Origin of the sequence: Pseudomonas sp. FSL R10-2189, assembly GCF_009600325.1 — a bacterium.
GTDB classification, from domain to species: domain Bacteria; phylum Pseudomonadota; class Gammaproteobacteria; order Pseudomonadales; family Pseudomonadaceae; genus Aquipseudomonas; species Aquipseudomonas helleri.
This window is the reverse complement of sequence record NZ_WIVZ01000025.1, coordinates 79,091-92,256: the sequence shown is the minus strand read 5'-3', so window position 1 is coordinate 92,256 and position 13,166 is coordinate 79,091. Positions and strand designations below refer to the sequence as shown.

General features: G+C 55.3%; 7 protein-coding genes. 3 read left to right on the top strand and 4 right to left on the bottom strand.

Going from position 1 to position 13,166, the window contains the following annotated elements; translation table 11 throughout:
• Positions 1-42 precede the first annotated feature (42 nt).
• Both GHO32_RS17945 and GHO32_RS17940 read right to left on the bottom strand, forming a co-directional pair.
• On the bottom strand, positions 43-1,548 hold the full coding sequence (locus tag GHO32_RS17945) for a neuraminidase-like domain-containing protein (protein ID WP_153442947.1): 1,506 nt from the start codon (positions 1,546-1,548) through the stop codon (positions 43-45).
• A 33-nt stretch (positions 1,549-1,581) separates the two neighbouring features.
• Positions 1,582-4,512, bottom strand: a complete 2,931-nt coding sequence (locus GHO32_RS17940) for a Tc toxin subunit A (protein ID WP_153332770.1) — start codon at positions 4,510-4,512, stop codon at positions 1,582-1,584.
• Between the two features lie 348 nt (positions 4,513-4,860).
• Here GHO32_RS17940 and GHO32_RS17935 point away from each other — a divergent pair, with 348 nt between their 5' ends.
• Both GHO32_RS17935 and mtlD read left to right on the top strand, forming a co-directional pair.
• A complete protein-coding gene (locus GHO32_RS17935; RefSeq protein ID WP_256665440.1) occupies positions 4,861-5,826 on the top strand; it encodes an alpha/beta fold hydrolase in 966 nt (321 codons plus the stop codon).
• A gap of 566 nt (positions 5,827-6,392) precedes the next feature.
• Positions 6,393-8,513 (top strand): bifunctional mannitol-1-phosphate dehydrogenase/phosphatase, encoded by a 2,121-nt coding sequence (gene mtlD, locus GHO32_RS17930; RefSeq protein ID WP_153332766.1) that lies wholly within the window; start codon positions 6,393-6,395, stop codon positions 8,511-8,513.
• On the opposite strand, the gene GHO32_RS17925 is transcribed toward mtlD, so the two are convergent.
• Together GHO32_RS17925 and GHO32_RS17920 are read right to left on the bottom strand one after the other, a co-directional pair.
• Entirely contained in the window at positions 8,499-9,881 is a 1,383-nt protein-coding gene (locus GHO32_RS17925) for an ATP-binding protein (RefSeq protein WP_153332764.1), read from the bottom strand. The genes mtlD and GHO32_RS17925 overlap by 15 nt on opposite strands.
• Positions 9,878-10,588 (bottom strand): response regulator, encoded by a 711-nt coding sequence (locus GHO32_RS17920; RefSeq protein WP_123749294.1) that lies wholly within the window; start codon positions 10,586-10,588, stop codon positions 9,878-9,880. Before GHO32_RS17920 ends, GHO32_RS17925 begins: the two co-directional genes overlap by 4 nt.
• A gap of 189 nt (positions 10,589-10,777) precedes the next feature.
• Here GHO32_RS17920 and GHO32_RS17915 point away from each other — a divergent pair, with 189 nt between their 5' ends.
• Positions 10,778-13,156 carry a TonB-dependent siderophore receptor gene (locus GHO32_RS17915; RefSeq protein WP_153332762.1) on the top strand — a complete coding sequence of 793 codons (2,379 nt, stop codon included), beginning with the start codon at positions 10,778-10,780 and terminating at the stop codon, positions 13,154-13,156.
• Positions 13,157-13,166 lie beyond the last annotated feature (10 nt).

The window sequence follows — 13,166 nt, the reverse complement described above, 5'->3', positions numbered from 1 at the left end:
GAGCTTACATTTTCTAAGATCCTCGACTCCTTTTCCAGCCGGTCAGATTTTTTCTACACCCTTAAATGCGAAGAGCCACTTTATTTCAAGTGAATTGGTGGTGGTGTTGAGTTGTAGTTCATGCTCATTTGAAATGCTTTTTATGTTGTCTTGCTTGCCCTCATAGTTCCATGCGAGTGTGCTTTCGTCGACGGGGGTGCTGGTGTATTCAACTTCTACTAATTGGCTGGCGGGGGCGTGAAAGTTAAAATTAAGTTCGTTGTGAACTGCAAAAATGGCTCCGTATTGTTTGGCCAGTTTCGTATCATCTGGATTGGCTATAAAGTCTTGCAGCGTTCCAGCAGAATACAGTGGCTTGATGCCAAATTGCAGGTCAAGTCTAACCGCTTGGTAAAAACCTTGAGTCAACTCTGTGGTTGTTTTATCGGTACTGTTTTTGAGGCCTTTAATGTGCAGGCCCAAAAATAGAGAAGGTGGGTAAGTCGTTGAATCCAACGTGGCGATAGTAGTCGTGGCAGCATTAATACCCTCTGCACTTACCTTGAGTGTGTTGTACTCATCAATGCAGACTTGTGGCATGCTCCAACTGCCATCGTATTTCTGATAGATGAAATTTAGGCTGATTTTGGACAGGCGAGTTTTAAGAAACGATTCGGAGCGGAGTTTATACTGCTTTTCGTCTTCGTCATATTTAAAGTCGGAAAGCTGGGCGGGCTCACTGAATGAGGGGGTGGGTTCTACCACTTGAGCCCAAATAATGAACAGCCGATTGTTGAAATACACCGGGCGTACACTGCGATCCGGGATGTTTTCTGATGCAGGTAGCGGGATGAGTTGCCAGTCCGACCAGGCAGAGGCTTCGGGGGTGTCTTTTTTTGAGGTACTTGTGCGAGTGGCTGACGAATCTATGGCGCGTTTGGCCATGTCCAATGACCGCCAATAATAGGTGTTTTCTGCTCGAGACTTGCCAACAAAGTAATAGGTACTGTTGGCCATATTGTCGATGCCGCCATCAATGTAGCCGTTGAGGGTGGTCAGGTTGGCAATGTCTTCGAACCGACCGAGATAACTTTGTACTGCAGACAGAATAGAACTGGACTGAATTCGACTTTGATTGATGTCGTTTTCAAGTTGCTGGAAATTATCGGTTTTGTTAATTCGCAACTCTGGATTTAAAAACGTAGCAGGAAAATACCGTAACTGCTGGCTGGCATGCCAGATTGAATAGGTGTGCAGTGTGTCTTGCCAGGTTGTAAGTTGCGCTGGGGACATGCCCTCGGATTCATAGCCGGGCTCCAGTCCCAGTGAAATGCCATTGATATATTGCTGCAGGCTGGCAATGGCGCAAGCCACCCGACTGGTGGGCACGGCCTGGCTGACAAGCACATCCAGCAACCAGTGGCTGTAAAGGTCTTCGGCTGCCTTGAGGGTTTGTGCCAGTCCAAATGCAGTGAGTCGTCCATCGTTGGGAACTGCATGAGTTAAATAAAACGCAAGTTGTGCATCTCGCAGTTTTTCATTGAGCTGATGATCGAGAGTATGAGGCATGGTCGTTCCTTGAGTTATTCGGAAAGAAAAACGTTATGGTTTTTGCGCCGCGATGACGGCTTTGCCGACCAGTTGCCAATCAGGATGGGGAATGTGTGCGTTTAAATGGGTTGCTGTCAGCAGCAATTTGCTGGAAAGTCCGGTGATTGTAGCGGTGTCATGTCCACGCATCAGCCACTCCAGTTCCTGCATTGAGCGCACTCGCTTGGCTGGCAAGCGATTCACAAATCCTTCAATTTCCTTGGGGTCCCAATTGAGGATCGCACCTAGCAATTTGTTGCAGTCCGCTGCCAGCAAGGTGGTGTCACCTGTCGCGGGTTCAGGGTTTGAGATCTCGAAGTATTTCAGCAGGACGTCTTGCGTTACTGCGTAGGTGGTAATGCAGTGATTGAATTGTTGGAACAAATACAAAGTACTTAGCGTTAGCTTAAGCATTGAATGATGGTCGTTATGGTTGTCAAGCCAGTGCGGTTTCTGCAAAAACAGCTGCAAGGCCTCCCGTGTTAGCGGCAGTTGCAGGGAATTGTCAGCATCGGGGAGTAGCAGTAACAAGTGCTTCAGCCCATGACTACGTGGCCGCCCAAGCGCACTAATGAGCTGTCGGGTAGCGAATTTGAACCTCAGCTTTAGCAATAAACGCGTGTCCGAGACGTGCGAAGAGTCCTTGAACAGCTGTGTAATGTGCTCCGCCACTGGTTGTAGACGCTGGTAGGCCGGCAGCAGAAGGGGTTCAAGATCTTGTAGGACTTTGTCTTTTAGTTGTTGATCGATTTTGGTATCAGTGTCGAACTCAACGTGATCAGAAATCACCAGTGAGAGACCGCGCTTAAGATCACTCAGGCTGGCTTGTGGCTCTAACTGTGGCTGACCTCTTATTATTCCTAGGGCAATCAAGTTGCTCCACGAGTGTGGCGCAAGCGGGACTTTGGGCCCAGGATTGAGTTTTGCCTTGGCCTTGGCCACGGGGAGGTTGAGCGCCTCGATCTCTGCTTGGGGAATCAGTCGCGCCTGAATGTCATCACGTAATTCACCGAGTTTTTTCAACTGCTCGCTGATGAGCAAGTTTTGCGGTGCATTACTCAGAAGCAGTTGATAGCGCAATTGCTGCACACTGCTGCCGTTACTCTTCAACCAATTGACGGCCCAGTCCATTTGCATAAGCACATCAAGAAAGTCCGCCGGCGCATTCGAGCCTGAAATGCGCAAACCGGGTTTGACCCATTGCTCTGAAGTGTTTGCAGCACCCAACATATCTGCCAGATAGGCGCATTCCATCACGGTGAGCCCGAACAGGTTGGCAATCCGCGTTTGCCTGTAAAGAGCAGACAGCGTAGTCAGGTCTTTTTTCAGATAACCGTTGATCTGCTGTGTACGCTTGACTACAAAACCCAGCGACTCAGCCGTGTTGCTAAGGCCAAGTGCTGCACAAATCTGATACAGAACAGTTTGTGTTGCGATATCTGGCGCATCAGGATTCAGAGGGCTGTTATCCAGTTGCAAAGGGTGTTCGTTTAATTGCCCTTGGTTAAAGACGCGATCAAATAGCGAATCGATGTTACCCACAGCATGCACAGGCAATTGATACAGCAACGCCGAAAACTCTTCTGCCTGCAGACCATAGCGACGGTTCAGGTAGCGATAGACACCGAGCACGCGAAGAGTGTTGTCATTAATTGTAAAGGTCACGCCTGGATTTTCTTCACAAAGCCTGGCGCTGAGCATCAGGTTATCCAATTGCGCATAAGGTAATTTGATCCAGCGCTGCAAGCGGATCATCCGCTGCAGGCGATCAAAACGCTCAACAGAACTGTTCAGCAGCACAATCTGACCGTTCTCATTGGCTTTCAGGTCCAGTCGCGTGCTTGAGTTGCTCCCTGTGCCATTGACGTAGCAAACGCCATAGAAATGGGTCAGGTCAGTGTTTATAGGGGCTGACGGTGTGTTGTTAGAGAGATAGGGCAGGTACTTGCCGCGCGCCAACAGTTCATCTGCTTGGGTCGATGTCAGCCCGGTTTGTTGCAAGAAATGAGCGAGCTTATTGAGTTCGGTTTCACCACTGCCATAGTGGGCATCGAAAGCGGATTTACTGGCTGTCCAAAACGGCTCGGTTAACAGGGTTTGTTGTTCCGGACTTAACTCTGAAAGCAGTCGCTGGGCCTCGTAGGCCTCGTGATGGACCTTGCCATAAGCGTTTGATGGCAGTTGGCCAAGCGGCAAACTCAGGCTCAAACGGTAATTCAGTTCTCCCAGCCTGGGTTTGTTATCGCTCAAGCCCAGCAAGCATTGTTGGTGCGCAAGGTCAAAAGGCAGATCAAAAGGGTAGCGCGTGATTGCCAGCACCTCATTCACCGATTTGCTTTTGTACACATCGGAGTTTTGGGTCAGGTGGGTTTGCAAATGCTCGTTCAAGGTTTCATTGACGATGGTCAGCATCGGTAGCTGCCTGGACACGCTTGAGTTGTCTATTACCATGCTTTTAAGGGTGGGGCGCCGTATCGCGAGGGTATTGCGCTTACGGGTGCCTTTACCGGTTTTCTCGACCTGTTCAGCAAACAGGTGCAAGGCTCGCAAGTAGGCCGCAGGTGAGTCGAGTGCAGCGATTGATGATGCCTCGCAAAATGCACTCCAATTTTCTTTGAACAAGGCCGCATAGGTCGGGCCTGCATCGGTTTCACTCTCCGGGCTGCGTTTGTGCCGGGGCTCGCCAGCACTGAGCGTCGCTTGCTCGCGGTGCAGGAATTCCAACTGTGCGGCGTACCCGCAGGCGTTGTCATAGGCCTGGCCAGCATCGTCATCGCAGTGTTGGGCCACCTGCTCGATAAATTCGGTTCTGGATAAGCGAATGATGTCGAAGACCGAATGCAGGTTGAGCGCTGCCATGGTCTGTTTGAAGTCAAGCCTGCCTTCGGCGGGTGACGCTGGAGTATCGATTAACGAATGCAGCAGAGGGAGGGAATCGGGCATAGCAAGGCTACTCCTTAGGGCCAAATGGACAATCCTTTGGCCGCTTTGAAGCTAACAAGGCCTACAGGTGCAGGCAGCCAGACCGAGCCCTTTGCAAGCTAGGAGATATCGCTTCTTGTTACAGATAAAGGCGTTTTGCTTGCCTGACACTGACATAGGGGCGTGAATCAAAAGTCGAGTGAGGCATTAACCTTGGGTTAATCGCCCGGTGTGACGCTCCAGAGCCGTTGAAGAGGGCGCTTTACTTCTTTCAGCGTTGCGTCTGGTACCCGGCCCCTTTAAGGAACTGCTATGTCATTTATCAAGCGCTCATCCGCCTGTCTGTTGGTCGCCTGCGCTTTACCGTTAATGGCCAATGCGGCGTCCGAACCCTCAACGCCAAGCTACGGTGAGGAACTGCAGGGTTTTGAATACCCGTACCCGCTGCATCACTTTGCCTTCCACTCACAGGGCCAAGCGTTACAGATGGGCTACATGGATGTAGCACCGACCGGCACCGCCAATGGCCACACGGCGGTGTTGCTGCACGGCAAGAACTTCTGCGCGGCGACCTGGGGGGATAGCATTAAAGCGCTAAGCGAGGCGGGGTATCGGGTGGTGGCGCCGGACCAGATTGGTTTTTGCAGTTCAACCAAACCGGCAGACTACCAATACAGTTTTCAACAGTTGTCAGCCAATACCCATGCGTTACTGGCCAGCCTTGGCATCGACAAAGCCGATGTGATCGGCCACTCCACCGGCGGTATGCTCGCTACGCGTTACGCGCTGATGTACGCGCCGCAGACCGAGAAGCTGGTGCTGGTCAATCCCATCGGTCTGGAAGACTGGAAGGCCCTGGGTGTGCCATGGCGCAGCGTTGATCAATGGTACGAGCGTGAATTGAAGCTGGACGCCAAAGGGATTCGTACCTACGAACAGAGCACCTACTACGCAGGGCAGTGGAAGCCCGAGTACGACCGTTGGGTCGATATGCTGGCCGGCTTGAACAAAGGGCCCGGGCACAAGCGGGTGGCGTGGAACTCGGCGTTGATCTACGACATGATCTTTACCCAGCCGGTGTTCTATGAATTGCCCAACCTGAAAGTGCCGACGTTGTTGCTGATCGGTGATGCCGACACCACAGCCATCGGCAGTGATATTGCACCGCCTGAGGTCAAGGCTAGAATCGGGCATTACAAGGTCTTGGGCAAGCAAGCGGCCAAGCTGATTCCGGGCGCGCAACTGGTCGAGTTCCCCGGCATGGGCCATGCGCCACAAATGGAAGATCCGGCGGGGTTCAATCGGGTGCTGATAGAGCGTTTGAACAGTCTGTAGGCGCTGTTATTGGCTGCGATCTTGTGACAAAAAATCAAAAGATCGCAGCCTTCGGCAGCGACTACGGCGGGTTTATCTGCGTATCAAACCTTGATTTAGAGCGCTTACCTGCGTTATAGCTAAAAAGGTATTCAATAGTTTTACAGGAAATGACAAACACTTATGGACGGAAGCACACGTATCCATCGCCAGTTCGGCTCACATTTCGCCACCCTGATTGCGCAATGTGGGCCTCATTTAAAAGGCTGCGTTTGCGCAACCGCAGGGTGTCTCTCCCGCCTCCTGGCAAACCTCGCTTTACCCCACCTGAAACCCTGCTTTTCAGGTAGCAGCGCCAACTGGCGCCACTGTTACATCCCTCCGCCTGATTTTTTCTGATCGTTCGCCCAACCGGCGCGTTTACCGCACGTTTTTAACGGCGAGTACGGCTGCCCGGCTTTTTATCTGAACCTTTCATTGTTGACCTGCTGCGTCTACTGGACAGTGGTTTCAGGTCTCCATCAGCGCTTTGCTGGCCATCCAGAAACAGGCGGCCAAGCGCTCGCAGTACAAGGAACGACACCCCCATGATCTATTTCCAGGGCAAGAGAATCTTGAGCGCCATCTTTGATATGGATGGCACCATGTTTGACACCGAACGCCTGCGTTTCAAAACCCTCAAGCAAGCTGCCGTTGAGCTTCACGGCACGCCGCTGAGTGAAGAAACCCTCATTGGGTCATTAGGCTTGAGCGCGAAAAAGGCCGAAGCGCTGGCCAAGGCCAATCATGGCGAAGACTTCCCCTATGCCCAAGTGCGCAAGCGCGCGGATGAGCTGGAACTGGCCTATTTGCGTGACCATGGCGTACCGATCAAGGATGGCTTGCTCGAAGTGCTGGAACGCCTGCGTAAATACGGCTTGACCATGGCTGTAGCCACCTCCAGTCGGCGTGCGATTGCCGAGGAATACCTGATCAACGCCAATGTCTTGAAGTATTTCGATGTCACGGTGTGCGGTGACGAAGTGACCCAGGGCAAACCACATCCAGAGATTTTTCTGACCGCAGCCAGTGCGCTGAATTGCCTGGCGCCGCATTGCCTGATGCTCGAAGACTCCGAAAATGGTTTGCTCTCGGCGATCCGCGCCGAAGGCCAGCCGATTCTGATCGAAGACATCAAGGCCCCCGCGCCCGAGGTCAAGGCCGGGGCTCTTAAGGCCTACCAGAACATGCATGAGTTCTTGGCTGACTTGAACGACTGCATGCCCGACCTGGGCACGCCCGAGCTGACCGAGAGCTTCCCGCAGGCGTTCAACCAGTTCAGCGTCGGGATTCATGGTTTTGGCGCCATGGGCGGCGGCTACCTGACGCAGATTTTCTCTCACTGGGATGGCTATACACGGCCGTGTGAAATCATTGCCGCGACCCGCTCGCGGATGTTGCGCGACACCATCCAGGCATTTGGCCGCTACAGCGTGCGCTATGGCGCGACGTCATTCGACCAGACCATCGATAACCTGACCATGATCGACCTGGACGACGCCGAAGCGGTGATCCGCATGTACGACGTGGCGGAAATCATCGGGCTGAGCCTGCCCGAAACGGCCATTCGCAATCAGGCGCACGTGATAGCCAGGGGATTGATCCGCCGCTACGAGCGACGCGGGCGTGAACTGACGATTCTGACGGTGCTGAATAAGGTGGGCGGAGCAGATTTTGTAAGGCGTCACGTTAAAACCCAACTGGCCCAACTGGTGTCGCCGGAGATTGCGCAAAAAATTCTTGATAACACCCATTTTGCAGAAACGGTGGTCAGTCGAATCGTCTCGAAGATTTCCAACGACGCACTGGTGCGGCAGTTGCGTATCAAGTCGAAGATTTTCCAGAACAGCCTGGACGAGCAGCCATTGCCCCGTAAAGCTTCGCCTAAAGTGCCTGCACCAGAGTACGAGCGTTTGATCGCACGTTTTCGGCCCTTTGCCCAATCGAGCAATGCCCTTAGCCAGTTGCACCTGATTTTGTTTAACAGCGAGTCGGACATGCCGCTGTATGCAGAGCGCAGCAGCAACTTGTTGGAACGTTTGCGTCAGGTCAAAACCGTGGAGGACATCAGCCAGACCCAGGTCATGAAAAACCTGCTGTGGAACGGCCCGCACGCGATCATTGCCTGGTACGCCAGTGTGCTGGGTTACACCGTGTTGGGGCAGGGCATGGGCGATGCGCGGGTGAGCGCCCTGGCTGAACGGCTGATTCACCTCGAGGTGGGACCGGCGCTGGTGGCCGAATACCCGCAGATGGCCGAGGCGGTGGCTGATTTTTCGAGAACCTTTCTGGAACGCTGCAACACCTCGTTCAAAGACCCGTGTGCCCGCGTTGGGCGTGATCCGTTGCGTAAACTGCAGCGCAACGAACGGATTTTTCGCAGCATTGATCTGGCCCGTAAGCACGGCATTGACAGCAGCGCCCTGGAGTATGGCAGCGCCCTGGCGTTGCATTACGCACTGTATTGCGCCGACAGCAAAGACCCGGAAAGCCAGTTGATCCGCAGCGTGTATCACGCGTCGGGGAACATTGAAGACGTGCTGACGTACAGCGGCCCCTACAACGGCAAAGCCTATCCGGGGCTGGACCCGGTGGCAGATGCTGCGCTGGTGAAGTCCATCAGCAAACAATTTGTTGAGCTACAGCCTCAGCGGCTACAGGTTCTTTAACGTCAATACGGCATCCAGCCCGCCTTCGGGCCGGTTACGCAGCACCAACGTGCCGCCATGGGCAGTCGCTACGGTTTGGGCAATGCTCAAACCCAGGCCGTAGCCGCCGGTGCTGCTGTTGCGTGAGGTGTCGAGGCGGTAAAAGGGCTCCAGCACTTGAGTCAGTTGCTCAGGCGCAATGCCGGGGCCGCTGTCGCGCACGGTAATGACTAATTGCTCAGGTTGCTCATCGACGATCACCTGCACGTCACGGGCGTAGCGCACGGCATTTTCCAGCAGGTTTTGCACACACCGCTTGAGGCTGCGGGCATAACCCGACACCGGGTGTTTGGCGCGGCCTGTCAGGGTGATGTGCTCGCCAATGTCTTGCAGGTCAGCCTGCAAGCTCTGCAACAAGGCGTTGATGTCGATGTTCTGCCGGGCTTCGTTGATTTCACCACTGCTGACAAACTCCAGCGTGGTCGACACCAACCCCTCCATGTCGGTCAGGTCTTTGCGAAAACGCTGCTTTTGTTGCTCGTCATCAAGCATTTCGGTGCGCAGGCGCAGGCGGGTGATTGGCGAGCGCAGGTCATGGGACACCGCCGCCAAAAAACGTGTGCGTTCGGCCAGGCTGTGCAGCAGACGCTGTTGCATAAGATTGAAAGCCTCGGCGGCGCGGCGGACTTCCACCGGCCCTTCGACTTCCAGTGGCTTGCGGCGGATATCGTTGCCCAGCGCCTGGGCGGCCTGAGCCAGTTGGTTTAAAGGCCGAATGGCCAGGCGCACGGCAAACAGGGCGATGATCACCAGCACGATGATGCGCACCAGGTAGATACGCCAAAAGTAGTCGAGCATCACATCGGCAGGGGACAGGCTAGTCCAGCCTTGGTCTTCTTTGGCCTGCACCTGCAGCCAGCGCCCGTCGGGCAGTTGCAACTCAATGGCGTATTGGCCCGCGACCGGGCTGGAGCCGAACAAGCTGTTGATCCCGGCTTTTTGGCCCTGTTGATCGATCAGGGTCAAGTTGAGTAAGCGCAGCGGTGTGCGGGTGCCGGTTTTTTCATTGATCAGATTTTTCAGCAGGTCTTCAGTTGCTTGATCTTGAGTCGACAGCCGCGAGCTGGCGGGGAGAGGAGCATCGCGCTCGGTCAACTGAAAATCCGGTGTATTCAAGGTACTCAGCAACAGGGCGGTGTTCTCGGGGCTGGACGCTGACACCCGCACGATATCGGCCAGGCGGCTGGCAATCAACCGCGTCGGGATTTCCAGCACCTGGCTGTGACGCACGTCATACCAGATGCTGCTGGTGGCCACCTGGGCGCCGAGCATACCGGCCACCAGAATGATCACCAGTCGCCCATAGAGGGTGCGTGGTATCAGCTTCATGATTCGTGGGTCACCTTGCTTGAGGTCAGCATGTAGCCTTCGTTGCGCACGGTTTTGATCAGCTCGGGTGTCAGTTGCTGACGCAGGCGGCTGACGCACACATCAATCGAGCGGTCGAAGGGCGTGCTGTCTTTCTCAAACACATGATTAAGCAAAAAATCCCGGCTCAGCGGGCGGTTAGGGTGCTGTAACAATAAGCGCAGCACGCGGTAGTCAGAATTGCCGAGGCTGATCACCAGCCCTTCGGGGGACAGCACTTGCCGCGCGCGGGTGTCGAGGCGCCAGCCGTCGAAGTTCACATAGGGCGCTTCGTCGACCCGTGCCCGCTCCGGAAAACTCTGCGCCCGGCGCAAGACCACCTTGATTCGCACCAGCAATTCTCGCGGATCGAACGGTTTGGGCAGGTAATCATCCGCGCCAATCTCCAGGCCGACGATGCGGTCGATCAGGCTGCCGCGTGCGGTGAGCATGATCACCGGAATATTGGAGGTCACCCGTAACGTGCGGCACAGGCTGAGGCCGTCTTCGCCGGGCAGCATCAGGTCCAGAACGATCAGGTCAATGACGTTCATCTCCAGGCGGCGATGCATTTCCTTGCCGTCACAGGCCGTTGACGTCTGATAGCCGGCATCGCGCAGGTACTCGGCCAGCAGTTGGCGGATTTCGGGGTCGTCATCGACGATTAATACGTGATCTAGCTTGGACATGTGAACTCGTCTGGGCCTTGGGAAAGATGTGCAATAGCGGATTTTGCGATGGCGAGGCCAGCGAAATGTAATGAAATGTTGTGGCGGCGATTTTCATGCGCCGCCAATACAAAGTCGAACAATTGCCGGCAATGACCCTCTTTAGAATGGCGAATCTAAATGCGAGTCATTGTAATTAAGGAAGGTCCGATGCCATCGTCACCCGATGCGGCTGTTGTTCGCAATACCCCTTATGCCTTGAACGGGACGCTGGCGCCCTTTATCGGAGTGATGGCGCTCGGAGTCTTCAGCGTGCCAACCCGTGCTGCCGAGCAAGCTGACGCTGCCCTGACCTTGCCTGCCTTGAGCGTTCAGGGTAGCTACGATTCACCGTTCAAGGTGGACGAAGTGTCCTCGCGCAAAGTCATGACACCGCTGCTGGACGCCCCGCAAAGTATCACCATCGTGCCCCAACAAGTGCTCAAGGAGCAGAATGCTCAGAGCCTGCAAGACATTCTGCGCAACGTGCCGGGCATCACCTTTATGTCAGGGGAGGGCAACCTGGGCTGGGGTGACCTGTTCTCTATACGCGGGTTTTCGTCCGAGCAAAGCCTGACAGTCGATGGCGTGCGCGATGCGGGCATGTCGAGTCGCAATGACACCTTTAACCTGCAACAGGCTGAAGTCTTCAAAGGCACCGGCGCGATTGAGTCGGGCATTTCAGCGGTGGGCGGCAGCGTCAACCTGGTGAGCAAGGAAGCCCATTTGGGCGATGCCAACCGCATCTCAGCCGGTGTCGGCACCGACGGTTACCGCCGGGTGACCGCCGACATCAACCAGGAACTGACCGACACCAGCGCCATGCGCATCAACTTGATGAAGCATGAAAGCCAGGTGGCCGACCGTGATGACGTCGATTACGACCGCTGGGGCATTGCCACCTCGCTGGCCTTGGGCTTGTCGACACCGACCCGTGCCTACCTCGATTTCTTCTATCAAAAGGACGACAACACCCCCGACGGCGGCTTGCCGATTTTGCGCGGCACCGATAGCAAACGCATGCCCGGCGTCAAACGCAACAATTGGTACGGTGACTCGAGTTTGTACACCCAGCAGACCGAGACCACCTCGTTGACCGGGAAGCTGGAGCATGACTTTGACAACGGTGCCTTGCTGACCAACCAGGTGCGCTGGCAACAGACTGACAACTTCGCGGTCTTGTCCCCGGCACGGTTTTTCTCCGCCAACCCGGATGGCTCCAAGACCTGCACCGGCACCCGTTGCGCCACCCTGGGTTATGTCGGCGTGGGCCCTGTGTCGACGGTCAATGGGGTCAAGGTGTACACCGATTACACCAACAACGGCAGTACCGCCAACGGCGTATTGCGCGGTAGCGATTTCGGCCTGTCCAAGCGCTACACCATCCTCGACAACCAGACTGACCTCAGCTTTGCCTTCGACACCGGCTCCATCAGCCATAAGGCTGTCACCGGGCTGGATCTGTACCACGAAACCTACGGCGGCCTGCACCGCAATGCCAAGGTCCCGGCGGCGAACATGACGTTCGACATGGGCGACCCGCAACACAGCTTTGATACGGTCTACACCACCAAAGGCTTTAACGAACCGCGCTCCAGCATCGACAACGCCGGGCTGTACGCGGCCGACACCCTGACCTTCAATCAGTGGTGGCAAGTGATGGGCTCGCTGCGCTACGACCACTGGACCGCCGAAACCACCCAGAGCGGCCAGGCGAATATCAAAGACACCTCGGGCGCCTGGAGCGGCCGTGCCGGTGTGGTCTTCAAACCCCGGCCAAACGGCACTATTTACGCGTCTTACAGCCAATCGGCGCAGCCATCGGCGGTGGGTGCCTCGACCAACAACCAGATTTATGGCGCGGCGAGCACCAGCAGCTACAAGCCCGCCCAATCAAAAACCTATGAACTCGGCACCAAGTGGGATTTGCTGGATAAAGGCATCAGCGTGACGGCGGCGATTTTCCGTACCGAGCTGGAAAACTCTTGGGAATACACCGAAGGCGATGCTTCGCCTGTGCGCGCACTGCCGGCCAAACGGGTCGACGGCGTCGAGTTGGGCCTGCAAGGCAATATTACCGAGCGCTGGACGGCCTACAGCGGTTTCTCGGCGCTTAAAAGCGATCAGACCAAGGGCGTCAACAAAGGCGAAGAGGCCAAGAACGTTCCCGACCTGACCGCCAATCTCTGGACCACCTATGCCTTCACCGACGATCTGAGCTTCAGCTACGGCGCCAACTACGTCGGGCGTCGGCGCTACACCGACAACAAATACGTGGGCGGTCTGAACAACAATAGCAGCAACGCCGATGGCCCGTCCGGGGTGCTGCCGATCTATACCCGCGACAAAGAAAAGGCGCCGGGCTACTGGGTGCACTACGTAGCAGCGCAGTACAAGGTCAATCGCCAGACCACGGTCAACCTCAACGTCGACAACCTGTTCAACACCTTTTATTTCAGCCGCATCGGCGCCTCGCTGGATGGTTTCCAGCTGTATGGCGTACCGGGTGCCGGGCGCACGCTGACCGCCAGCATCGACTATGACTTTTAAGACTGCCGGG

Coding starts and splice junctions, on each gene's coding strand:
- GHO32_RS17925 (WP_153332764.1), bottom strand. CDS start 9,881: ATGAAGCTGATACCACGCACCCTCTATGGGCGACTGGTGATCATTCTG.
- GHO32_RS17940 (WP_153332770.1), bottom strand. CDS start 4,512: ATGCCCGATTCCCTCCCTCTGCTGCATTCGTTAATCGATACTCCAGCG.
- GHO32_RS17945 (WP_153442947.1), bottom strand. CDS start 1,548: ATGCCTCATACTCTCGATCATCAGCTCAATGAAAAACTGCGAGATGCA.
- GHO32_RS17920 (WP_123749294.1), bottom strand. CDS start 10,588: ATGTCCAAGCTAGATCACGTATTAATCGTCGATGACGACCCCGAAATC.
- GHO32_RS17935 (WP_256665440.1), top strand. CDS start 4,861: ATGGCCAATGCGGCGTCCGAACCCTCAACGCCAAGCTACGGTGAGGAA.
- mtlD (WP_153332766.1), top strand. CDS start 6,393: ATGATCTATTTCCAGGGCAAGAGAATCTTGAGCGCCATCTTTGATATG.
- GHO32_RS17915 (WP_153332762.1), top strand. CDS start 10,778: ATGCCATCGTCACCCGATGCGGCTGTTGTTCGCAATACCCCTTATGCC.